This window comes from Haemophilus sp. SZY H56 (assembly GCF_054332415.1).
The window spans coordinates 87244-112041 of record NZ_JBTGNX010000007.1 but is presented as its reverse complement, the minus strand read 5'-3'; the positions used below and the strand labels follow the sequence as shown (position 1 = coordinate 112041).

Annotated in this window: 21 protein-coding genes and 1 pseudogene; 14 read left to right on the top strand and 8 right to left on the bottom strand. The window is 39.9% G+C overall.

Going from position 1 to position 24798, the window contains the following annotated elements:
- Positions 1–79: 79 nt before the first annotated feature.
- Positions 80–865, bottom strand: a complete 786-nt coding sequence (locus ACXVWP_RS07055) for an alpha/beta fold hydrolase (protein WP_289901968.1) — start codon at positions 863–865, stop codon at positions 80–82.
- 70 nt (positions 866–935) lie between these two features.
- Between ACXVWP_RS07055 and seqA the strand changes: the two genes are divergently transcribed.
- The 10 genes from seqA to ACXVWP_RS07005 all read left to right on the top strand — a co-directional run bounded on the left by seqA (position 936) and on the right by ACXVWP_RS07005 (position 13767).
- Positions 936–1577: a replication initiation negative regulator SeqA gene (seqA, locus tag ACXVWP_RS07050; RefSeq protein WP_289901967.1), complete on the top strand. Its 642-nt coding sequence runs from the start codon at positions 936–938 to the stop codon at positions 1575–1577.
- A 4-nt stretch (positions 1578–1581) separates the two neighbouring features.
- Positions 1582–2934 (top strand): o-succinylbenzoate--CoA ligase, encoded by a 1353-nt coding sequence (gene menE / locus ACXVWP_RS07045; RefSeq protein WP_289901966.1) that lies wholly within the window; start codon positions 1582–1584, stop codon positions 2932–2934.
- Positions 2935–2947: 13 nt separating this feature from the next.
- A complete protein-coding gene (mscK, locus tag ACXVWP_RS07040) occupies positions 2948–6289 on the top strand; it encodes a mechanosensitive channel MscK (RefSeq protein WP_289901965.1) in 3342 nt (1113 codons plus the stop codon).
- Positions 6290–6304: 15 nt separating this feature from the next.
- Positions 6305–7378, top strand: coding sequence for a chorismate synthase (gene aroC, locus ACXVWP_RS07035; protein WP_289901964.1), 1074 nt, complete (start codon positions 6305–6307; stop codon positions 7376–7378).
- A gap of 63 nt (positions 7379–7441) precedes the next feature.
- The gene (gene mepA, locus ACXVWP_RS07030; RefSeq protein ID WP_458473324.1) at positions 7442–8314 is read left to right on the top strand and encodes a penicillin-insensitive murein endopeptidase; all 873 of its coding nucleotides are present in this window, start codon (positions 7442–7444) and stop codon (positions 8312–8314) included.
- A gap of 10 nt (positions 8315–8324) precedes the next feature.
- The gene (locus ACXVWP_RS07025) at positions 8325–9092 is read left to right on the top strand and encodes a TSUP family transporter (protein ID WP_289901963.1); all 768 of its coding nucleotides are present in this window, start codon (positions 8325–8327) and stop codon (positions 9090–9092) included.
- A gap of 9 nt (positions 9093–9101) precedes the next feature.
- On the top strand, positions 9102–10061 hold the full coding sequence (gene lpxM / locus ACXVWP_RS07020; RefSeq protein ID WP_289901962.1) for a lauroyl-Kdo(2)-lipid IV(A) myristoyltransferase: 960 nt from the start codon (positions 9102–9104) through the stop codon (positions 10059–10061).
- Positions 10062–10174: 113 nt separating this feature from the next.
- Positions 10175–10717, top strand: a complete 543-nt coding sequence (gene apt / locus ACXVWP_RS07015; protein WP_289901961.1) for an adenine phosphoribosyltransferase — start codon at positions 10175–10177, stop codon at positions 10715–10717.
- Positions 10718–10733: 16 nt separating this feature from the next.
- Positions 10734–12878 carry a DNA polymerase III subunit gamma/tau gene (gene dnaX / locus ACXVWP_RS07010; RefSeq protein ID WP_297567722.1) on the top strand — a complete coding sequence of 715 codons (2145 nt, stop codon included), beginning with the start codon at positions 10734–10736 and terminating at the stop codon, positions 12876–12878.
- 40 nt (positions 12879–12918) lie between these two features.
- Positions 12919–13767 carry a DUF808 domain-containing protein gene (locus tag ACXVWP_RS07005; RefSeq protein WP_126471729.1) on the top strand — a complete coding sequence of 283 codons (849 nt, stop codon included), beginning with the start codon at positions 12919–12921 and terminating at the stop codon, positions 13765–13767.
- 66 nt (positions 13768–13833) lie between these two features.
- On the opposite strand, the gene proA is transcribed toward ACXVWP_RS07005, so the two are convergent.
- Positions 13834–15087, bottom strand: coding sequence for a glutamate-5-semialdehyde dehydrogenase (gene proA, locus ACXVWP_RS07000; RefSeq protein WP_289901958.1), 1254 nt, complete (start codon positions 15085–15087; stop codon positions 13834–13836).
- A gap of 15 nt (positions 15088–15102) precedes the next feature.
- Positions 15103–15765, bottom strand: coding sequence for a trimeric intracellular cation channel family protein (locus ACXVWP_RS06995; protein ID WP_049357598.1), 663 nt, complete (start codon positions 15763–15765; stop codon positions 15103–15105).
- A 133-nt stretch (positions 15766–15898) separates the two neighbouring features.
- On the opposite strand from ACXVWP_RS06995, the gene ACXVWP_RS06990 reads away from it, so the two are divergent.
- Positions 15899–16699: a hypothetical protein gene (locus tag ACXVWP_RS06990; RefSeq protein WP_289901957.1), complete on the top strand. Its 801-nt coding sequence runs from the start codon at positions 15899–15901 to the stop codon at positions 16697–16699.
- Between the two features lie 50 nt (positions 16700–16749).
- Positions 16750–16902, top strand: a pseudogene (locus ACXVWP_RS06985) (DMT family transporter); the annotation flags it as partial.
- 51 nt (positions 16903–16953) lie between these two features.
- Here ACXVWP_RS06985 and ACXVWP_RS06980 read toward each other — a convergent pair.
- On the bottom strand, positions 16954–17172 hold the full coding sequence (locus tag ACXVWP_RS06980) for a YdcH family protein (protein WP_005695756.1): 219 nt from the start codon (positions 17170–17172) through the stop codon (positions 16954–16956).
- A gap of 238 nt (positions 17173–17410) precedes the next feature.
- Between ACXVWP_RS06980 and serS the strand changes: the two genes are divergently transcribed.
- Together serS and tehA are read left to right on the top strand one after the other, a co-directional pair.
- Positions 17411–18700 (top strand): serine--tRNA ligase, encoded by a 1290-nt coding sequence (gene serS, locus ACXVWP_RS06975; RefSeq protein ID WP_289901956.1) that lies wholly within the window; start codon positions 17411–17413, stop codon positions 18698–18700.
- 164 nt (positions 18701–18864) lie between these two features.
- A complete protein-coding gene (tehA, locus tag ACXVWP_RS06970; protein WP_308602619.1) occupies positions 18865–19809 on the top strand; it encodes a dicarboxylate transporter/tellurite-resistance protein TehA in 945 nt (314 codons plus the stop codon).
- 86 nt (positions 19810–19895) lie between these two features.
- Here the strand turns inward: tehA and rnb are convergent, their stop codons facing one another.
- The 4 genes from rnb to ACXVWP_RS06950 all read right to left on the bottom strand — a co-directional run bounded on the left by rnb (position 19896) and on the right by ACXVWP_RS06950 (position 24750).
- Complete coding sequence (rnb, locus tag ACXVWP_RS06965) at positions 19896–21875, bottom strand: exoribonuclease II (RefSeq protein WP_297567714.1); 1980 nt, start codon at positions 21873–21875, stop codon at positions 19896–19898.
- Between the two features lie 66 nt (positions 21876–21941).
- Positions 21942–22730 carry an SDR family oxidoreductase gene (locus tag ACXVWP_RS06960; RefSeq protein WP_297567712.1) on the bottom strand — a complete coding sequence of 263 codons (789 nt, stop codon included), beginning with the start codon at positions 22728–22730 and terminating at the stop codon, positions 21942–21944.
- Between the two features lie 85 nt (positions 22731–22815).
- The gene (locus ACXVWP_RS06955) at positions 22816–23571 is read right to left on the bottom strand and encodes a Nif3-like dinuclear metal center hexameric protein (protein WP_289901954.1); all 756 of its coding nucleotides are present in this window, start codon (positions 23569–23571) and stop codon (positions 22816–22818) included.
- 243 nt (positions 23572–23814) lie between these two features.
- Complete coding sequence (locus ACXVWP_RS06950) at positions 23815–24750, bottom strand: Kdo(2)-lipid IV(A) acyltransferase (protein ID WP_197555783.1); 936 nt, start codon at positions 24748–24750, stop codon at positions 23815–23817.
- Positions 24751–24798 lie beyond the last annotated feature (48 nt).

Below are 24798 nucleotides of genomic sequence, written 5' to 3'. Positions count from 1 at the left end.
GAGTGAATAGAAAAAGTGAGAGACTAAAGCCCTACGATTTGTGCGAACTATACCATAAATGAATTCTCATTTAAAACGATTAATTCTTATTTAGAAACCTATCAATCGCACGTATCACAAAATCAGGTTTCTCCGCATGAACCCAGTGTCCAGAACCATTAATGGTGAAAGAAGTCGCATTCGGGAATTGTTTTAGAATGGTTTCCGTATATTCAGGTTTAATATAAGATGAAAGCCCACCTTTGATGAAGAGCGTTGGCGTATTAACAAAAATCTCTTGCCAATCCATCAGTTCCGCATAATGTTCAAAAAGAGCGGTCAAATTGAAACGAAAATATTCAGGTGAAGTCGCATCAAAAGATTTCAACATAAATTGCACCACATTAGGAGTGGCAATTTCAGTTTCTAAAATAGGTTTGGCTTGTTGACGAGTTTTTGGCTGAGCTTTTTTTACAGCAAATAACCCGCGAAATACATCATCATGTCCAGTGCTGCTATTCGCCACAGGAGCAATATCGATGACAACTAATTTTTCTACGCGCAGTGGTTGAAGTGCGGTCATTTTCATGGCCGTTTTTCCGCCCATTGAATGGCCAATTAAAATCACCTTATCTAATTGAAGATAATTGATAAGTAGCCATACATCATTAGCCATGACGTCGTAATTCATTGTTTCTGAATGAAAACTTTGTCCGTGATTACGTAAATCCACACGTAAAATGTTATACTTATCGCTAAATGCACGGGCGATAACCCCAAGATTATTCATATCCCCAAATAAGCCATGAATAAAAACTAAAGTAGGTGAATTAATTTGTTGTTTTGTTTGATGAAATTGATAGTTTAATAATTGGTAGGATAACATATATTTTACGTGAGAATTTGCTTGGAAATCGTTATAATGGAGAGAAATTTTAGCAAACGGAGAGAAAAAAATGAAGATAATTGAAGTCGATGAAGAGTTATATCAATATATTGCTGGAAAAACTCAGTCAATCGGAGAAAGTGCTTCAGATATTCTTCGCCGTTTGTTGAATTTACCTCATCATGCGATAAGTCAGAATGATGTCTTTGACTCAGAGGAATCTTCTCAAATTTCAAAAAATAAAGAACATTCAGCGTCTGTTTTTGTCGAAAAAAAAATGGAAATATCTCAACAAAAGGTTAAGTCGATAGAGTCGCAGAGAGCAGTGAAAAAGCAATCAGATGAAGCTATAAGCCATATAGTGGATAAAGTTCGCACGTTACTAAACTCACCTGACTTTAAAGCTGAAACAAAAGCAGTTGTACGTTTTTTAAGTATATTACGCATTCTTTATCGTACAAATCCAGAAAGTTTTGCTTTGGCAACAGAAAGTTTACAAGGTCGTACTCGAGTCTATTTTGCTCGAGATGAAGCAACCTTACTAGTTGCGGGTAATCATACAAAACCGAAGCAAATTCCGGATACACCATACTGGGTGATTACGAATACCAATAGTGCTCGTAAGATGTTGATGTTAGAGAGCGCAATGCAATCTATGCATTTGCCAGAATGTTTAATTGATGAGGTTCGTCCTTGTTTTATCAATAATTAGTTCGATGCGAAAATTTCCTTGGCAAATATTTGCCCAAAGTCCACTTCACACTCATAGGGTAGCGTTGCGAAACTCGCAAGGTATTCATATTACTTGGGGTGAACTGTATGAAAAAATTAACCAGGTAGAAGCATTCCTTTTGCAACAAGAGGTGACGGCAAAAAGTGTTGTTGCTTTTTGTGGTAAAAATTCAGAACAGATTTTATTTCTTTATTTAGCGGTGATTCAGCTTGGTGCAAAAATTTTAGGTATCAATCCTGCATTTCCTCAAGAAAAAAGAGAGGAATTGTGTCGAGCATATGGTGTAGATTTTTGTTATCAGACCGAAGATATTCATTATTTAGCTGCTGAAGCATTCCCTGAACATAACGCTGACTTTACAAAAGCGGCAACGATGACACTCACATCGGGCTCGACTGGTTTGCCTAAAGCGGTGGTGCATAATGTGTCTGCTCATTTAGCTAATGCGGAAGGCGTTTGTGCCTTAATGAATTTTGGCAAAGATCGATCATGGCTACTTTCTTTACCGCTTTATCATGTTTCCGGACAAGGCATTGTGTGGCGCTGGCTTTACGTAGGTGCAACCTTAGTTTTACCGAAAGAAGATTTTTATCAATCTATTGGTGAGGTTTCTCATGTTTCTCTCGTGCCAACGCAATTACAGCGTTGGTTTGATTATTTGACGGAACATCCTCAACCTATCCAAACGCAAGCCGTGTTATTAGGTGGGACACAAATCCCTGTAAAATTAACCCAAGCGTTAAGTGAATTAGGGATTCGCAGTTATTCAGGTTATGGTATGACCGAAATGGCTTCTACCGCATTCGCTAAACAATCGGATGGAAAAATCGGTGTGGGACAGCCTTTGCTTGGTCGAGCGTTCAAGTTAGTGAATGAAGAAGTTTGGCTAAAAGGTGCCGGGCTTGCCATGGGATATTGGCGCAATGGGTGTGTTGAACCGCTTACTAATGCTGAAGGTTGGTTCCAAACCAAAGATAAAGGTCAATGGCTCGATAACGAATTAGTCATTCAAGGCCGATTAGATAATATGTTTATTTCTGGCGGTGAAAATATTCAGCCGGAAGAAATTGAAAAAGTGATTGCACAATCAGATTTAGTGAAGCAAGTCTTTGTTTTGCCTAAATATGATGAAGAATTTGGCCATCGTCCTGTCGCGATTGTTGAATTTCATACATCCTTTAATGAAAGTGCGGTCGAATCTCTCAACGTTTTTTTACAAGGGCGATTGGAACGATTCAAGCAACCTGTTGCTTATTATGAACTCCCGGAGAATTTAATCCAAGGGGCAATAAAGATTTCTCGCAAAGTACTCGCCGATTGGCTATCACAACAATAGGAAAGTTGATTTCATGAAAAATATCTCTCATTTTTTGACTGTTTTAGTTTTTTCATTTGTTTTTGCTATTATGAGTTCTCAACCTAGTTGGGCTGAGGATTATGGTGCAGAACCGACTGAAAAAACACTAAAAAGTGAATTAGCTGAAACTGAAAAATTATCTGATGGTGATGAAAAAACAAATAAGGTGACGACGATTCAAGCTTCACTTGATTTTTTACAACAAATTCAAACCCAGCAAAAAAATAATAAGGATTTACAAGAAACGCTAATCAATGCTGAGTCTGAAATTCAGAAAAATAACACTGAACTTCAAAATCTGAAAAAACAGCAGAGTACATCAAATAATACTGATTATGCCTCGCAAAGTTTAGTGAGTTTGCAAGCACAGGTTGAGAAAATAACAACCCAACATCAAGATACCCAAGCCTCATTAAGTGCGGTCAATACGCAACTTGCAGCGCAAAGCTCGGTATCTGAACGAGCACAAACTGCATTGACGGATAATGTTAAACGTACTCAGGAATTGAATCAGCAGTTGAATGAACCAACCACTGATATGCTTTTAAAACAGAAAATTCAGCTTGAATTACAATTGATTGAATTAAAAAATACATACAATCAAATTTTGTTAAAAAATAGCGATCAGTTTACCATTCTTTATCAAAGTCGTTATGATCTATTAAGTGCCCGTGCACAAGCACAACAGCAACAAATTGCAGCCATTCAAGAAGTGATTAATCAAAAGAATTTGGCGCAAACACAAAGCCAAGTTGAACAGGTACAACAGCAAAGTCAAGGCACTGTAAAAAATCCATTTATTCAGAAAGAATTGGATCTGAATGCGCAGTTGAGTCAATATTTACTTGAGCAAACAGAGAAGACGAATACATTAACGCAAGATGAGTTGCGTATGCGCAATGTATTGGATAATTTAACTCAAACTCAACGTACCATTGATGAGCAAATTAGTGCTTTGCAAGGAACGTTAGTGCTTTCACGTATTATTCAACAACAAAAACAAAAATTACCAACCAATTTAAATATTCAAGGGCTTTCAAAACAAATCGCAGATTTGCGCGTGAAGATCTTTGATATTACTCAGAAACGTAACGAGCTTTATGATATTGATGCCTATATCAGTAAAATAGAGCAAGATGAAAATAAGTCTTTTACCCCAGCGGAAAAAGCACAATTAGCCAGTTTATTGACAGAACGTCGAAAAGTGGCCTCTGATTTGATTAAGTCATTGAATAATCAGTTGAATTTGGCGATTTCCTTAGAGCTAACCCAACAACAGATTACTCAAATCAGTGATCAAATTCAGTCTAAACTCGATCAACAAAGTTTCTGGGTAAAAAGTAATAATCCAATTAATTTAGATTGGATCAAAAAACTGCCAATGTCACTTAAGGCACAATTTGATGGCATTGGAAAGAAAATCGGCTTCCCGACAAATTTTGATAATTTGCCGTATTTACTTACTTATGTCTTTATTTTGTTTGTGATTGGTGGGTTGATTTTTAAATTTAAAGAATCGATTAAACAACGTTTGAGCGTGATTAATGGCGAAATTAATACGCTTCGTTCGGATAGCCAATGGCATACGCCTCTTGCGTTATTTTATACCGCACTTTTATCTTTATCAGGCACCCTTTGGTTCTTAGCGGCTTGCCAATTGTTGGGCTTTTTCTTGGTGAAAAACCCACAAGAGTTTTGGGAGTGGTCGCTCAGTATGGCGGGCTATTGGTGGTTCTTTAGTTTTGTTTTAGCTATTCTTCGTCCGAATGGCATTTTAGTGCGTCATTTTGGTTTTTCGAAAGAGAGCGCGGTTAACTTACAGGATGTGACGAAACGTATTATTGTTTCTGTTGTGTTATTACTGAATACATCAATTTTCAGTAATGTAATGGATACAGGCTTAGCCAATGACGTATTGGGTGAAATAAATACCATTGTTGCGTTGCTTTTCTGCATTGTAATTATTGCACCACGTTTTGTTCGTACAGAAAAATCCTTGAATTCAAGCACAACGGATCAGCGTGATAGAACGCTTTTAAAAATTATGCGCGTTTTATTGCAATTGGTCCCTGTTATTTTAATTGCGCTAATCGCTTTAGGCTATTATTACACGGCCTTAAATTTAATTACGCATATTATTAATACCTACATAGCGTGGGTAGTGTGGTCTTTGGTGCGTCATACAATTTATCGGGGCGTCACAGTAGCATCAAGACGTTTAGCATATCGTCGTTTACAAGAAAAACGTCAACAAAAACAGCAAGATTCAAGTGATGCTTCAGCTTCTGATGATGTGGTAGTCATTACCGAACAAGAAGAGGGATTGGCCTTAAATGAAGTACGTAGCCAGTTACTACGCTTTGCCGATCTCTTTATTTGGACCGCACTTTTTGCCATCTTCTATTATGTATGGTCAGATTTAGTGACCGTTGTAAGCTATTTGCGTGATATTACTTTATGGCAACAAACTTCAACAACTGAAGCGGGCGTGGTGACAGAAACGATTTCACTCTTTAACTTGATTGTTGCATTGCTGATTATTGTAATTACGTATATTTTAGTGCGTAACATTCAGGGTATTTTAGAAGTATTAATCTTCTCCCGAGTGAAACTTTCACAAGGTACGTCTTATACAATCACCACCTTATTAACCTACATCTTTGTTGCGGTTGGTGGGGCATGGGCATTCTCAACGCTCGGGATGTCTTGGTCGAAATTACAATGGTTATTTGCCGCCCTTTCCGTTGGTCTCGGTTTTGGTATGCAAGAAATCTTTGCAAACTTTGTTTCGGGTATCATTTTATTATTTGAACGTCCAATTCGTGTGGGCGATACCGTGACAATTAATGGCGTGACAGGTACGGTGGCGAAAATCCGCATTCGTGCGATTACCATGATTGATCCTGATCGAAAAGAAGTGATTGTGCCAAATAAATCTTTTGTAACAGGTCAAGTGATCAACTGGGCATTGTCTAATACAGTAACTCGTTTAGTGGTGTCTGTTGGTGTGGCATATGGTTCAGATTTAGACTTAGTGAAACGCTTATTATTGCAAGCAGCACATGAGCAACCAAGCGTCTTAAAAGATCCTGAACCAAGAGCATTATTCTTAACCTTTGGTGCAAGTACTTTAGATCACGAATTACGTGTTTATGTAGGGCAAATATCTGAGCGAAATGATACGTTGGATGCGCTCAATCGTCGTGTAAATGAGTTATTTGCAGAAAATAATATTGATATTGCATTCAATCAATTAGATATCTTTATTAAAAATAAAGATACTGGCGAAGAAATTCCATTTATTGATGTGGCAAAATTAGCCCAAAATCATTAATTAAAGAGAGACAATATGGCAGGGAATACTATCGGACAACTTTTTCGTGTGACAACCTTTGGGGAGTCACATGGTATTGCATTAGGCTGCATCGTTGATGGTGTGCCTCCGAATCTTGAATTATCGGAAGCCGATATTCAACCTGATTTAGATCGTCGTAAACCGGGTACATCACGCTATACCACACCGCGTCGTGAAGACGATGAAGTGCAGATTTTATCTGGGGTATTTGAGGGTAAAACAACGGGTACCAGCATTGGAATGATCATTAAAAATGGTGATCAACGTTCACAAGATTATGGCGATATCAAAGATCGTTTCCGTCCTGGACATGCGGATTTTACCTATCAACAAAAATACGGTATTCGTGATTATCGCGGTGGTGGTCGTTCTTCTGCGCGTGAAACCGCCATGCGTGTTGCCGCGGGTGCGATTGCGAAGAAATATTTACGTGAACAGTTTGGTATTGAAGTGCGTGGTTTTTTAAGCCAAATTGGCGAAGTAAAGATTGCGCCACAAACTGTCGGCAAAATTGATTGGGATAAAGTCAACAGTAATCCATTTTTTTGTCCAGATGAAAGTGCGGTCGAAAAATTCGATGAATTAATCCGTGAATTGAAAAAAGAAGGGGATTCGATTGGCGCTAAACTAACGGTGATTGCAGAAAATGTCCCTGTTGGCTTAGGTGAGCCTGTTTTTGATCGACTTGATGCAGATTTAGCCCATGCTTTAATGGGGATTAATGCCGTTAAAGGTGTAGAAATTGGCGATGGTTTTGCCGTGGTTGAACAGCGTGGAAGTGAACATCGTGATGAAATGACACCAAATGGTTTTGAAAGCAACCATGCAGGGGGGATTTTAGGTGGCATTAGCTCAGGTCAGCCAATTATTGCGACCATTGCTCTAAAACCAACATCCAGTATTACTATTCCTGGACGCTCGATTAATTTAGAAGGTGAGCCTGTTGAAGTGGTAACAAAAGGCCGTCATGATCCTTGTGTAGGTATCCGAGCAGTCCCTATTGCAGAGGCAATAGTTGCGATTGTGTTACTCGACCATTTATTGCGTTTTAAGGCGCAATGCAGATAACTCTTTTAAATTAAGCTTATTTTTTCTTTTATTGAAGATAAGGTCATTCGTTTAGGAAATCTTATGAATAAATCTTTAGCAAAATTACTTTCAAGTGCGGTTGTTTTAGGGAGTGTTTTTTTCTCGCTACAAACAACGGCCTCGCCACAAGACTGGCAACGAATTAAACGTCCAATTCCAGCAACAGACGGTAAAGCGAATCCAATCGGCAGCTATTCAAATGGTTGTATTATTGGAGCGGAGCCATTGCCTTATAAAGGTGAGGGATACCAAGTCATTCGTATGAATAAAAACCGCTATTATGGTCATCCGGATATGATTGCTTACTTACAGCGTCTTGGACAAAAGGCGAAGTCAGCAGGCTTACCAACGATGTTAGTTGGGGATATTGCTATGCCAGGCGGTGGTCGCTTTTTAACGGGGCATGCAAGCCATCAAATGGGATTAGATGCGGATATTTGGTTGCGTATGGGCACTATGACAGACAGCGAAGCGTTAAATTCGGATGGAAAAGGTTTGCTCGTGGTGAACCGTCAAACACAACGTGTTGATGAAAATGTGTGGAATAACAATCACGCCACATTAATTAAACTGGCGGCACAAGATCCCAAAGTCACGCGTATTTTTGTGAACCCCGCGATTAAATTAAAACTTTGTCAAACTGCAGGAAATGATCGTACCTGGTTACATAAAATTCGTCCATGGTTTGGACATGATTCACATTTCCACGTGCGCATTGCTTGTCCGAAAGATGCCGCTTATTGTGAAGATCAAGCACCTGTACCAGCAGGCGATGGTTGTGGCGATGAACTTTATTCTTGGTTTGAACCCGCAAAACCAGGTTCAGGCTCTTCTAAACCAAAAGTAACACCACCAGAACCGTTTTTATGTCAGCAAGTGTTGAGTTCGCCAAATAGTAGCGAATGGTTAGAGTAGGAGTTAAATAATGGAGTTGGGGATTGATATATTAGCCATGCTTTTTGCTGCTGCCTTTATTGCCGCATTTATTGATGCTATAGCGGGTGGCGGAGGCTTAATTACAATCCCTGCCTTATTAATGACAGGTATGCCACCTGCAATGGCATTAGGCACGAATAAATTACAAGCATTCGGTGGTGCGTTGTCTGCAAGTATTTACTTTTTGCGTAAAAGAGCGGTCAATTTATCAGAGTTTTCTTTCATCTTATTGGTGATTTTTATCGGTTCGGTGGTTGGCACCTTGCTCATTCAAAGTTTAGATGCGTCATTAATTAAAAAAGGGCTTCCATTTCTCATTTTAGCGATCGGCTTATACTTTTTATTTACGCCTAAATTGGGCGAAAGTGATCGTAAACAACGAATTTCTTATGCTGTTTTTGCGTTATGTTTTGGCTCTCTTCTGGGTTTTTATGACGGCTTTTTCGGGCCTGGGACGGGTTCATTGATGAACCTAGCTTGTGTGACATTGCTTGGATTTAACCTAACCAAAGCCACCGCCCATGCGAAAGTGATGAATTTAACCTCAAATTTTGCTTCATTAATTTTCTTCTTTATTGGGGGGCATGTCATTTGGACTGTCGGTTTAGTGATGATGGTAGGAAGTCTGATAGGTGCAAATTTAGGTGCTAAAATGGTGATGGCAAAAGGCAAACAACTGATCAGACCGATGGTGGTGATTATGTCATTTATCATGACGATAAAAATGGCGTATGATCAAGGTTGGTTTCATTTTTAATGATTGATTATGACAGACTCTCAGAAAAAATTACGTATTACAGCACGAACAGGTTATGAACCACATTTTTCATGGTCATATTTGCACCCGAAAAATTGGGGCATTTGGCTTGGTATTTTTGTGCTTTTGTTACTCGCTTTTGTACCATTTCGTTTACGCGATAAAATGGCCGAGAAACTGGCTCGTGCGCTGACCAAAAAAATTGGTAAACCACGTATTCGTGCCGAGATTAATTTGAAACTCTGTTTCCCGGATTGGACGGCTGAGCAGCGTGAAAAAGTGATTGAAGAGATGTTTGTGACGGTCGCACAAGTCATGCTTGGTATTGGTGAAATTGCCATTCGTTCTAAAAAACATTTACAAAAACGCAGTGAATTCATTGGCCTTGAACATATCAAGCAAGCCAAAGCTGAAGGGCATAACATCATTTTAATGGTACCACATGGCTGGGCGATAGATGCTTCAGGCATTATTTTGCATACACACGGCATGCCGATGACGTCAATGTATAACCCGCACCGAAATCCGTTGGTGGACTGGTTGTGGACTTTAGCGCGTCAGCGTTTTGGCGGGAAAATGCATGCTCGCCAAAATGGTATTAAGCCGTTTTTAGCACATATCAAACAAGGCCAAATGGGGTATTATCTTCCAGATGAAGATTTTGGTGCCGAGCAAAGTGTCTTTGTGGATTTCTTTTCCACTTATAAAGCCACACTTCCTGGGTTAAACAAAATGGCAAAATTAGCGAAAGCGGTGGTTATTCCAATGTTCCCACGCTATAACGCCAAGCGTGGCAAGTATGAAATGGAAATTCGCCCACCAATGCAATTAAGCGACGATCCTGAGCAATCGGCCCGTGCGATGAACGAAGAAATAGAGTATTTCGTCACGCCAACACCCGAACAATATGTCTGGATTTTACAGCTTCTTCGTACTCGAAAAGACGGGGAAGATATTTACCCAGATTAATTCATTTTATTTACAAAAGTGCGGTCAAAATTCACCGCACTTTTGCATTTTTATATGCTAGAATGCGAGCCTAAAAACAGGATTTTTTCTTACTCTTTTTTGAGCAATTATTTATGAACAAACAACTTGAATTAATCAAATCTTCTATCAAATCTATCCCAAATCATCCAAAAGAAGGCATTATTTTCCGTGATATCACGAGCTTACTTGAAGCGCCTACAGCTTTTAAAGCCACAATCGATTTGATCGTTGAAAAGTATAAAGATCAAGGACTCACAAAAGTAATTGGTACTGAGTCTCGTGGATTTATTTTTGGTGCGCCAGTTGCATTAGCATTAGGCTTGCCATTTATCCCCGTTCGTAAACCGGGCAAATTACCTCGTGAAGTGATTGCACAGTCTTATCAGTTAGAATACGGTCAAGACACCCTTGAATTGCACACTGATGCCATTTCACAAGGTGATAATGTGTTAATCATTGATGACTTGTTAGCAACGGGCGGTACAGTTGAAGCCACCGTGAAATTAGTTCAACGTTTAGGTGGAGATGTGAAACATGCTGCCTTTGTGATTAATTTGCCAGAATTAGGGGGCGAAAAACGCTTACGTGATTTAGGCATTGATTGCTACACCTTAGTCAATTTTGAAGGCCATTAATTTTTAAAGAGATGCGATGAGCTACCAAGTTTTAGCCAGAAAATGGCGACCAAAAAACTTTTCTGAAGTAGTGGGGCAAAGCCATGTACTCACTGCTTTGGAAAACGGTTTAAAAGAAAACCGTTTACATCATGCTTATTTATTTTCCGGCACCCGTGGCGTGGGTAAAACCTCCATTGCTCGTTTATTTGCGAAAGGCTTGAACTGCGTAAATGGTATTACTGCTGATCCTTGCGGTGAATGTGAAAACTGTAAAGCGATCGAAGCAGGCAACTTTATTGATTTAATTGAAATCGATGCGGCTTCTCGTACCAAAGTAGAAGACACGCGTGAGCTGTTAGACAATGTGCAATATAAGCCTGTAGTAGGGCGTTATAAAGTCTATCTTATCGATGAAGTGCATATGCTTTCTCGCCATTCTTTCAATGCGTTGTTAAAAACCTTGGAAGAGCCGCCTGAATATGTGAAATTCCTACTCGCTACAACGGATCCTCAAAAATTACCGATTACGATTTTATCCCGTTGTATGCAATTTCATCTTAAAGCATTAGATGAACCGCAAATTTCAGCGCATCTTAATTGCGTGCTTACTGCCGAAAATATTCCTTTTGATGCACCTGCATTGGATAAATTAGCCAAAGCGGCGCAGGGGAGTATTCGTGATAGCTTAAGTTTAACGGATCAAGCGATAGCCATGGGCAACGGTAAAGTGTCCACTGATGTAGTGAATACCATGCTTGGGCTGTTAGATGAAGATCAGCCGATTGAAATCATTTACGCCTTACACCAAGGTAACGGTGAGCGTTTAATGAAAACCGTCCAAGCGGTGGTAGAAAAAGCGGGCGATTGGGATGAGTTATTGGCAGAAACAGCTGAGAAATTGCATCAAATTGCCTTAATGCAGTTGCTCGCTAAAAATGCTACGGATGAAAACGATCACTTAGGTTTTCTGGCTAAACATATTTCACCGGAAGACGTACAATTTTTCTATCAAGTCATTGTATCAGGTCGAAAAGAATTGGCCTCCGCACCAAATCGTCGAATTGGCGCAGAAATGACATTGTTGAGGGCATTGGCATTCCACCCAAAGTTCCTTACGGCAGCACAAACGCCTAAACAAGGCGGGCTATCCCCTGAACAAAATACACAGAAAAGTGCGGTTGAAAATCAGCCTGTTTCTGGTTATGTGGATATGCCGGTGCTGTCGCAAAACATCAAGGCAAATTATTCAGCACAAGCGCAAAAGCCAATAGCTCAATCGGCGATTGTGCATTCCTCGTCTTCTCAACCTGTTTCCACTCAAACTACATCTTCATTAAATTTAGCTAGCCTTGCTGCGCTAGAGGCATTGAATCAATTAACGAAAATTGAGCAATCAGAGCGCCAACATCATCATGATGAACAGCAAGCCGCAGTGGAAGAAACCTTGCATCATCTTCAAGAGTTAGATGAGCAAAAAAATCCACCCAAAATGACCGCACTTCCTGTGCGAGAGATGACACCACCGAAAGCTACGCAAACGAAAGCCATGGTACCAAATCCAATGACTCAACAAGCTGACGAGTTAAAGCAAGGTATTGAAACGGTGGAAAATACCATTGATGATAATGCTGAAATGGACGCGGAAGAGCAAGAAATTCTCGATGCGGAAACTTATCGTTGGGAGTGGAGCAATCCAGATTTAGCCAAAGTAGATAGTGGTATGCGTCCTTCTGATATTAAACAGGCAATGTTGAAAGATGTGACACCAGAATTGCGTGAGAAAATTATACAAATTACGCAAAAACAAGATCCTTGGACGGATATTGTCGAACGTTCTGGTGTGATTGGCTTTTCAAAAGAGTTAGCATTAAATTGTTTCATCAAGTCGCAAACAGAAGATGAAATTCAACTCGGGCTTCATTCTGAAAAAGCGCATTTAAAACAAGATCGAAATATTAAAAATTTAGTAGAACATCTTGAACGTTTATATGAAAAACCAGTCAAATTGTCGATTTTTGTTGAAGATTCCGATGTTTTAACCCCAATGGATTACCGTAAAAAAGTTTATCAAGAGTTGCGTGAACAGGCACGTACGGATTTACAGCAAGATAAAAAACTGCTTTTATTACAAAAAGAGTTTGATGCGAAGTTGGATGTCGAAAGCATTCGACCAGTCTAAAACTCATTTCTCTAAATTTTAACTTTATAAAGGAAAGAATATGGCGTTTAGCTCTCTTTTTACCCTTATTGATGACATTGCATCGATTCTTGATGATGTCGCCTTGATGACCAAAATGGCAGCCAAGAAAACTGTTGGTGTGGTAGGCGATGACTTAGCGTTAAATGCTAATCAGGTAACGGGAGCATCTTCCGATCGTGAATTACCCATTGTTTGGGCAGTCACCAAAGGATCGTTAGTCAATAAAATCATTTTAATTCCAATTGCTTTACTGCTTTCTGCGTTTTTACCTTGGTTGATCGTGCCACTTCTGATGATTGGTGGGGCGTATTTATGTTTTGAAGGTGTAGAGAAAATTCTACATAAATTTATTGCTCATGAAGAGCATGAAGAAAAAACAACCTTTAATGAAGCCGCTAAAATTAAGGGGGCAATTCGTACTGATTTTATTCTTTCCGCTGAAATTATCATTATTGCATTGGGCGAATTAACCGAAGCGAGCTTGCTGACTCGCATTATTTCCCTTTCGGTAGTGGGTATTGGGATTACTATTTTTGTTTATGGCTTGGTCGCATTGATTGTTAGAGCAGATGATTTCGGTTTATACCTTATCAAAAAAGGTGGCGTAGCGAAGTCAATTGGGAACGCAATTTTAGTGATTATGCCTAAATTTATGCGTTCACTTAGTTTTATCGGTACGCTTGCGATGTTCTTAGTCGGTGGTGGTATTTTCGTACATAATGTGGATTTCATTCATCATTTGCTCGCTGATTATCAATTGGCAGATGGCCTATTAGGTAATGTGGCGACGTTAGTCGTGGGTGTGATTGTAGGCGCGATTGCTTGTGCGATTGTATTACCCGCGATGAAATTATTCGGTAAACACTAAAAACGAGATAAAAAATAACCGCACTTTGATGCTTTCAAGGTGCGGTTTTTTTATAGATGAAACAGACTATTTGCGAGAAGTGTAATCGCCGACACAAACCCATTTATAACTGGTTAAGGCTTCTAATCCCATTGGGCCTCGAGCATGAAGTTTTTGAGTACTTACCGCCACTTCTGCACCTAAACCAAATTGTCCGCCATCGGTAAATCGAGTACTTGCATTAACATACACGGCTGCTGCATCCACTTGATTGATAAATTGTGCGGCTAGTCGTTGATTTTCCGTCAAGATACTTTCTGAATGTTGTGTGCCATATTCACGAATGTGAGCAATCGCCGCATCCATATCTTCAACGACTACAACATTGAGATCCAATGAGCCCCATTCTTGGCGTAGCGCTTGTTCAGTCACTTCTTGCACATCAACATTTGCAGCTTGAAGAGTCGAAAGTGCGGTCGATTTAGCATGGAATTTCACTTTTTTCTCGGCTAAATATTTCGCGAGTTTTGGCAGGAAGCTTTTTGCAATTGAACGTTGAACTAAAAGCGTTTCCAACGTATTACATGTGCTTGGACGTTGGCATTTTGCGTTAGCAATCACCGCAAGGGCTTTTTCTTGGTCAGCGCTTTCTTCTACAAAAAGATGGCAAACGCCTACACCACCGACAATTACCGGAATGGTGGAATGTTGTTTGCAAAGCTCATGTAAGCCCGCACCGCCACGAGGAATAATCATATCCACATAGCGATCCAATTTAAGCAGTTGCATCACAAGTTCACGATTCGGATCGGTAATGGCTTGGACTGCATGGCGTGGTAATCCCGCTTGTTCAAGGGCATTTTGTACCACTTCCACTAAAATTTGGTTGGAATGTTGTGTTTCTTTTCCTCCACGTAAAATCACGGCATTGCCCGTTTTTAAGCAAAGGCTCGCCACATCAATGGTGACATTTGGACGCGCTTCGTAAATGGTACCAATCACGCCAAGCGGAGTACGGACTCGTTCGATCTTTAATCCGCTATCTAAGGTGCCGCCATCAATGATTTTCCCCACAGGATCCGCGAGCGAAATCACATGGCGCACATCATTCGCAATGCCTTTTAGGCGATCTTCGGTTAATAGGAGGCGGTCAATTAAGGCTTCAGATAAACCATTTTGTTTCGCGATTTCAATATCTTTTTGGTTTGCGGCTAGAATACGATCTGTTTGCTGTTCTAATTGTTCCGCAATGATACTGAGTGCATGATTTTTTTCAGTGGTGTTTAACTGCGCTAAAATAAAGGCTGCATCTTTGGCCTGTTTGCCCATTTGTACTAACATAATTATTCCTTTTAATTATTTTGTTTTCTTCGGTAATTTATCATTTGTTTCATCTTCTTGCTCTTGGAAATCGAAAACAGGTAGTCCCCAACCAAATCGAACAGCAAGTAAACGCAGTGCAAAACCGCTGAATAAAGTCAGTAAAATCGTAAATGTATGATCTAATTGAATATGTTGTAATGCCATATACATCACAGCAGAGAAGAATGATACACTGGCGTAAAGTTCTTTTTGGAATACAAGGGGAATGCGGTTACAAAGTAAATCACGCAACACACCACCAAATGCCCCCGTCACCGTTGCTGCAATCGATGTAATGGTAAAACCATAGCCCATATCAATAGCAATCTGCGCACCGATAATGGAATACACGATTAATCCTAAAGCATCTAATACCAAGAAAATCGTACGAAAGTAGCGCATAAAATGTTTGATGAACGGCGCAATAAAAACGGTTAATACTGCCGCACCAGCTACCATGATGAAATATTCAGGGTGTTTAACCCAGCCAACAGGGTAGTGTCCTAATAATACATCACGTACTGTTCCACCGCCAATCGCCGTGACACAGGCGATAATAATTACCCCGAAAATATCCATTTTTTCTCGTCCAGCGGCTAATGCGCCGGTAATTCCTTCGGCGGTAATTCCAATAATATAAAGTACGCCTAATAGCATTTTTTTGTGGTTCCTAAAGTGCGGTTATTATTTTGCTTATTTTAAAAGGGAATGAGGCAAAATGCACGAAAGCCATTAAAAAAAGCCGTAAATTTTGGCATAATGACACCTTCTTTTTCTAATCGAGAATTTTATGTCAGAAGAACAATCTAAACCCTTGGCCGCATTTCTTGCGATATTGCCAATTGGGTTGCTATTAATGGTCGATTTTTTTATAGAATCTTTGCAACTTGCTGAAAAATTGATTCCTCATTTAGCCTTTGGCGTGTTGATTGCCCAATTGCTTTGTTTAGTTGCCTTTATTAAAGGGGAAATTTGCCCAGGACAGCGTGGACGTTTAATCAAAGCAAATGTCTGTTTTGCGCTTTATTGGTTCGTTTGGCTTGGGATGAGCTTGGCCTCACCACATCATTACGTGATGACTGATATTGTCAGCTTATGCGGGTTATCTGCTGTATATGCAGTGTGGAAACAACCTAAAGATGAAGTCGCTCGCCGTGGTTTTCTCTTAATGGCATCTTTGGTGAGTGGATTGGGTGTCATTGCCTATTTGATGATTTTCTTCGGCAATCCAACACCGAATTTCATGCAATATAACCCACTGGCACAAGCTTTAATGGGCGTCTTGTTGGCAAATTTGTGCTTGTCCGTTTCTCGTAATCGTTTGCAAGGTTTCATTGCATTACTACCATTATTGATGATTTTATTGCTTGCCCTTAATGCGTTGGCAGTACTGATTTTTATTGTTTATCAAGGCACAAGTGCGGTCGTTTTTTCGAACGTTTTCGCATACGGCATTTATTTTCTGCTTCACTTAGTGATAGCGGGTGTATTGCTCTTACACAGTGTAAACAAATGGAAACTCAGCTATAACAGCCTACTCATTGTGTTCTTTATGGCGGCGAGTTTGGCTGTCTGGGCGATGTTTATTTAATGGATAAAATAAAATCTTACGCCGCCCCGATGTGAGTCGTGGGCTGCGTACTATTCGGTTTATTACTTCTTTCTGAACCGGTGGTGGCGCTCGTGATTGATTATTTTGGTTTGGATAAGCCCATTAATCATTGGCAATGGGCGGGTGCAGTGCTGACATTAGTCGCGATTTATCTTGGCTCTCAAAAAAGCAAAACCGCTTAAAACAAAAAAGTGCGGTAAATTTCACCGCACTTTGCTTTCACATTAAACCAATTACTCAGCTGCTTTCTTTTTCAAGTATTGATAGAGCTCGTCTTTAATCCGTAATTTTTCTTTTTTCAAGTTCTCAATTTCCGTATGAGTAGCGAGTTCTATGTTATCAATCTTATTTTTGATCTCTTGGTCTAACACATTGTGTTTTTCAAACAAGCGATCAAAATAAGCATCTTTGTTTTTAAGATTAGTGATTAAATCGCGAAATTCAGGAAACATAGGTTACTCCTCTTGGTTAACGTTCATTTTTATTATAGAACTTTTTTTTGCTGTTTCTAGTGTCTCATTCTCAGAATTTGACAGAGATCACAAAATTAAATTATGGCAAAGTGCGGCCATAAAATTAGATGTTTTTGGCGAGATTAATAAAAGAAAAATCAGGGTTTTAACTGGTTTATTTGCTCAAAGCACGCTAGAATAAAGGTATCTGTTTCATAATGAAAAATAGGGAATTCCAATGATCGATCCAAATTTACTCCGTAATAATCTGGCTGAAGTAGCAGAAAAATTAAAAGTAAAACGTAACTTTATTCTTGATACGGAAAAACTTACCGCATTAGAAGAACAACGCAAAGATTTACAAGTAAAAACTGAAACATTACAAGCAGAACGTAACGCGCGTTCTAAAGCTATTGGTGCGGCAAAAGCACGTGGTGAAGACATCGCGCCATTATTGGCTGAAGTGGATAACATGGGTGAACAGCTTAACGAAGCAAAAACTCAACTTGATGCGGTGTTAGCAGAAATCAATCAAATCGCGTTAAGCATTCCAAACATCCCGGCAGATGAAGTGCCATTAGGTAAAGATGATACTGAAAATAAAGAAATTTTACGTTGGGGTACACCGCGTACATTTGATTTTGAGATCAAAGATCACGTGTCACTAGGTGAAGATGCCAATGGCTTAGATTTTGCAGCAGGGGCTAAATTAGCAGGTGCGCGTTTTGCGGTAATGAAAGGTCAAATTGCTAAAATGCACCGTGCATTAGCGCAATTTATGCTAGATCTTCATACCGAACAACATGGTTATTTAGAAACTTACGTGCCTTATTTAGTTAACCATGCGACCCTTTATGGGACAGGTCAATTACCAAAATTTGGTGAAGATTTATTCCATACTTTAGCGCTAGAAGGCGAACAACCTTACGCATTAATTCCAACAGCGGAAGTGCCAGTGACTAACCTTGTTCGTGATGTGATTGTTGATGAAGCAGATTTGCCAATCAAAATGACCGCACATACCCCATGTTTCCGTTCTGAAGCAGGATCTTATGGTCGTGATACCCGTGGTTTAATTCGTATGCACCAATTCGATAAAGTGGAAATGGTACAAATCGTTGATCCTGATAAATCGATGGAAGCGCTTGAAGAATTAACGGGTCATGCAGAAAAAGTCTTACAACTTTTAAATTTACCCTATCGTAAAGTATTACTTTGTACTGGTGATATGGGCTTTGGTTCTTGCAAAACTTACGACTTAGAAGTGTGGGTGCCTGCACAAGATACTTACCGTGAGATTTCTTCTTGCTCTAACATGTGGGATTTCCAAGCGCGTCGTATGCAAGCACGTTGCAAAGCGAAAGGGGATAAGAAAACTCGCTTAGTGCATACATTGAATGGCTCTGGTTTGGCGGTAGGCCGTACATTAGTGGCCGTGCTTGAGAACTATCAAAATGCAGACGGCTCAATTACAGTACCAGAAGTATTACGTCCTTACATGGGCGGATTAGAAGTGATCGGCAAATAATCAAAAATATATTAATTCAATTTAGGGCTAATTTTTATTAGCCCTTTCTTTCATTTAGAGAAATGAGATTTTTATTCTAGTCTTTGAGATAAATCCACATCAATATTCATGCGTTTAGAGGTAATCTTATAACTTATAAGGTATTAATTTTTAGGAGAATAATAATGACTGATAAACGACCATTTCCATTACCAACAGGGTATTTTGCGATTCCATTAGGTTTAGGTGCCTTGTCTTTAGCTTGGCTACATATGGGCGATACGCTCTCTTTTTCTCGGAATGTGAGTGATATTATTGGCGTAACGTCTGTTTCAGTATGGGCACTTTTCGTCTTGCTTTATATTTATAAAATGATTTATTTCTCTCACGAAGTACGCGATGAATATTGCTGTCCGATACGTTTTTCTTTTCTTGCCTTAATACCGATTACAACGATGTTAAGCGGGGATATTCTGTATCGTTGGCTTCCTCTCATTGGTGAGGGATTAATTTGGATTGGGACAATTGGGCAATTATTGTTTGCTTCAGTGCGTATTAGTGCGTTATGGAAAGATGGCACATTTGAGGAAAAATCGACATTGCCACCGTTTTATTTGCCCTCTGTGGCGACTAACTTTACAAGTGCCTCATCATTAGCCTTACTAGGCTATCAAGATTTAGGTTATTTGTTCTTAGGTGCGGGGATGATTGCTTGGATTATTTATGAACCGGTGTTATTCCAACGTTTACGCGTGTTGCAAATTGAACCTCAATTTCGTCCAACCATGGGGATCATTCTCGCCCCAGCATTCGTGGGATCCTCGGCGTATTTATCGCTTAATGGGGGAGAGATCGATCTTTTCGTTAAGCTCTTATGGGGATACGGTTTTTTACAAATGTTCTTTTTAATTCGTCTGTTCCCTTGGATTAGTGAAAAAGGGCTGAATATTGGCTTCTGGGCTTTTTCATTCGGATTAGCTTCTTTAGCGAATGGGGCTGTTTTTTTCGTTCATCATAATGTACTGAGCGGCTTGGCAAATGGTGCATTTATCTTTGCTAACCTGATGATGAGTGGTTTAGTACTGATGACACTAGGAAAAATTTTTAAAGGACAATTTTGGTTAAAGTAATTTAAATAAAAAGTACGGTTAAAAAATGATTTGCACCCCAAAAGTTGGACTAAATAGCCAATAATTGAGGTGCAAATTTTATATGCCTACATCATAATATTTCCTACAATGCTACGAGTTTCCTCTCGCACTTCGGTGAGTTTTACTTTCACCAAATCCCCGATTTTGTAACGGCGTTCCCCTTGAATATACAAGGCCAATTCATCAGTGTTCACTTGCATTTCAGCTTTATTCGGGTGCAGTGTAGAGGCCGGTACGAACATTGATGCACCATTTTCCAATAATTGAACACGTAAACCGCCACGCATTACATCTTGCACTTCTGCATCAAATCCAGTATTTTCAGCGACTTTGTCAGCAAGATAGCGACAATATAACCAGTCTGCGATATCACGCTCAACCAAGCGATTTTGGCGACGGGCTTCTTGTAAGCGAGCAAGGACTTCATCTTGTGGTTTTTCACAAGCTTGCTGTGTGAGTACGGCTTTAATTAAACGATGGTTCACCATATCGGAATATTTACGGATAGGCGATGTCCAGGTCGCATAACCTTCTAATCCAAGCCCAAAATGTGGAGCGAGTTCCGATTTAAACTCCGCAAAGGTTAAATAACGACGTAAACGGAATTCTAAATAGTCACCTTCAATGGGTTCAATATCATGACGCATTTGGCAATAACCTTTTAAGGTTGCCAAATTTTCTACCGAATAACGCTCAGTAAGCTCGGCTTGATTTTCTTCATTAGCTAAATTTGCCATTAAGAAATTATGCGCATTTTCTAAGAATTTCTTATCAAACCCAGAGTGCGTATTAAAAATACCGGTTTGTGCTTGTTCAGCTAAGAATTGAGCCGCACAGATATTAGCAATAATCATGGATTCTTCCACGATTTGATTTGCAATGCGGCGATATTCTGCTTTAATTTCTTTCACTTTGCCATTTTCAGCGAGAATAAAGGAGTAATCCGGTTTCTCTTTAAATAAAAGAGAATGCGTTTTACGCCATTGAATACGTGCTTTAGTAAATTGATGTAACCAATCAATTTGCTGTGCAATTTCTGGTGTTTCCGGTTGCCATGCATCAGGTACTTGTTCTAAATAATCTGAGATCTTGTTATAGACTAATTTTGCTTTAGATTGTACATAAGCTGACACAAAATGCGGTTTAGCCGTGATGTTGCCGGCAAGATCCGTTTCGATATAACACACTAATGCAGGGCGAGTTTCATTTGCCATTAATGAGCATAAGTCATCAGACAATTCACGCGGCAACATTGGGATATTGAAGCCTGGCAAATAATTGGTGAAACAACGCTGTTTCGCATCTTTTTCAATTTGTGAATCTAATGCAATGTAAGCTGTTGGATCAGCAATCGCAACGACTAATCGCCAGCCGGTTTGCGTACCATTTTGTTCGATAGGTTCAATGTAAAGCGCATCGTCCATATCCTGCGTGCTTTCAGAGTCAATAGTGACAAAATGAAGTGCGGTCAGATCTTCGCGAGTTTGTTGATCTAACATCTCATAGCTTTCGGCACCTTGCACAGGATGACGAGATTGCTCATGACGTGCCAATGTCACCCACCAAGGGGCTAATTCATCATCAGCACGGCAGATAAATTGATTGATAGTGGCATAGAAAAAGCGATCATCACGTAATGGGTGCGTTTTTAAATTTGCTACGACCCAGTCGCCTTCTTGTAATTCTTCTTTGACGGATTTAGCTTGTTGTGCACCAATGGGTTGGTTGATACTTGGGTGATCAACCAAAACTTGCAATTTCTTGTCTTTATTGAACCGCACTTTGGCAATAAAGCGCGTGAGCATTGGCTCAATTAATTCTTCAGGTTCAGCTTGCTCTTTATCGCCTTGTTTTTCAATGGTGGCTTTGATTTTGTCACCGTGCATCACTTTTTTCATTGCGGGTGGGGCAATAAAGTAGCTTTTTTTATCGCACTCTAAAAAACCATAAGCTTTATCAGTACTTTTTACCACGCCTTCAACGTGTTCTTTGCTATCGTGGATTTGTTGCTTAAGTTGTGCGAGTAATGGATTATCTTGGAACATAGTTATATTTAAAAAGAGAGAAAAGGCAGACTGAAAAGCCTGCCTAAAAATAGACTGTACGAAAAATTATTCTTCGCCTAATTCGCCCATTGCAGTGATGCTGAAACCTGCATCAACGTGAACGATTTCACCGGTAATACCCGATGCTAAATCAGAACATAAGAATGCGGCTGAGTTGCCCACATCTTCGATAGTGACAGTGCGGCGTAATGCTGCGGTTTTCTCAAAGGTAGAAAGCATTTTCTTGAAGTTTTTAATGCCTGATGCCGCTAAAGTGCGGATTGGACCAGCAGAGATCGCATTCACACGAATACCTTCTTTACCTAAATCCGCTGCCATTACGCGAGTTGCCGCTTCAAGAGATGCTTTTGCTAAACACATCACGTTGTAGTTAGGAATTGCACGTTCTGCCCCTAAGTAAGAAAGCGTTAACAACGCTGCATTTGGATTTAAGTAAGGACGAGCCGCTTGTGCCATTGCAACAAAACTGAATGCACTGATGTCGTGAGCGATACGGTAGCCTTCACGAGTTGCGGCGTTTACGTAATCACCATCTAATTGATCGCCTGGTGCGAATGCAATAGCGTGTACAAAACCATCAAATTTTTCCCAACGTTTGCTTAATTCAGCAAAGCAGTTTTGGATGCTTTCATCGGTCGCTACGTCTAAAGGTAATACGATGTCAGAACCAAATTCTTTTGCAAATTCTTCTACGCGTGGTTGTAATTTATCGTTTAAATAAGTGAAAGCAAGTTCAGCGCCTTGTTCTTTCATTGCTTTTGCGATCCCGTAAGCAATAGAACGGTTGCTTGCAAGACCTGCCACTAAAATACGTTTACCAGTTAAGAAACCCATATTTTTTCCTATGTTTGAGTTAAAAAAATCGACGAGATTATACTTGTTTTGTGTGCTTTCGGCAATTAATCACACTTTGTACCAGTTAGGCCGGATTATCAATATCTTTAAATTCTACATCCAAGCCATATTCAGCCGCTAGCCATTCACCTAATGCTTTAATGCCATAGCGTTCAGTAGCATGGTGACCCGCCGCAAAGAAATGAATACCTTGCTCACGAGCAGAGTGAATGGTTTGCTCCGAAACCTCACCGGTAATAAAAGCATCACAACCTTGTGCTGCGGCTAAATCAATATAGCCTTGTCCACCACCAGTACAAATGCCAATTTTACGGATTAAGTGCGGTCCATTTTCGGTGCAAATTAATGGTTTACGGTGAAGTGCTTGCTCAATACGTTGCGCAAATTCTTCAGCGGTAATGGGATCTTTTAACGTTCCCCAAACAGGAATACTGGTTGAGCTATTTTCTAAAGGTTGAAGATCGCTAATCCCTAATAACTGAGCAAGTTTTGCGTTGTTGCCTAATTCAGGGTGAACATCTAAGGGTAAATGGTAGCCATATAAATTGATGTCATTCACAAGCAAGGTTTTGATACGTTTGCCTTTCATGCCGCGAATACAAGGATTTTCACTTTTCCAAAAATAGCCATGGTGGACAAGTACTGCATCAGCTTGTTGTGCAACGGCATAATCAATCAAAGCTTGGCTTGCGGTGACGCCCGTGATGATCTTTTTGATCTCCGCTTTGCCTTCTACTTGCAAACCGTTAGGCGCATAATCGTTAATTCTGTCTGTGCTAAGTTTTTCGTTTAGTAAACGTTCAAGTTCTAGGTTGTTCATGATTTCTAAGAAAAAAGAAAAGGGTGAGATATGGTAAGAGATTTCAAAAAAAATGGCTAGTGCAAAAGGAGTGGGGGGAATGCACTAGCCAGTAGTGTGTTTGTCATAACACAAGTTTACTATCTAAAACGAGGTTCATTATATATTTAATTATATAAAGATCAAGAAAAAAATAAGGAAAATTTTCCTTATTTTTCGATATGTCGTTTTAGCATTCAAAAACAAATGAAAAATCAACCGCACTTATGAATACAAACTCGGTTCATCTTCCGTTGGGCGTGTTTTAAATCGGCGATGTAGCCACATGTATTGTTCCACACCTTTTAAGATTTCTTTTTCCACGACTTTATTCATTCGTGCAGCGATCGCCGTTTCATCTGAAAGATCAGAAAAATCCACTGGTGGCGAAATGCTGACCGTATAGCCTGAACCATCTTTATTACGTAATGGGGCAAAAGGCACGACTTTGCAATTTGGTGCGGATTTAAGTAGATAGTAACTGCCCGTCGTGGTTGCCGCTTCTTGTACGGCAAAGAAAGGCACAAATACCGCATTTTTTCTGCCGTAGTCATGATCAGGGGCATACCAAATGGTTTCACCTTTGCGTAAGGCTTTGAGCATACCACGCAGATCTTTTCGGTTTAGCATATCTTTATTTGAACGTAAGCGACCTTTGATTTGTAGCCAATCCAATACAGGATTGTCATTTGGACGGTAAACGCCTACGCCAGGATGATGTAAGCCCACAATACGTGCGCCTAACTCAAGAGTGAGGAAATGAACACCCACAAAGATAATGCCGTCTTGGGCATTTTCTTTTAAATAATTTAAGCCTTCAATTTTTGACCATTTTTTAATGCGCGCATCAGACCAAAACCACGCCATACCGGTTTCAATAATCGCCATCCCAACGGCACGCAAGTTTTCTTGCAAAATGGCTTCACGCTCTTGTTCGGGCATTTCTGGGAAGCAGAGCTCAAGATTTCGGCGAGCAATTGCAGCACGGCGTTTTCCTACTTTTAATTTTGAGAAAAGCCAGCCTAAGCCATTGCCGATGTGACGTAAAATTGGATAGGGAAGTAACAAAAGGCTTCGCCAAATCGCCACACCAAGCCAAAAGCCCCAGTATTTAGGGGCAAGAAAGTGCGGTTGAAATTGAGGGAGTTTTTCGTTTTTCATAATTCTTTTCTGGTTAGTTCGACGTGTAGTTTATCGCAAATTTGAGTT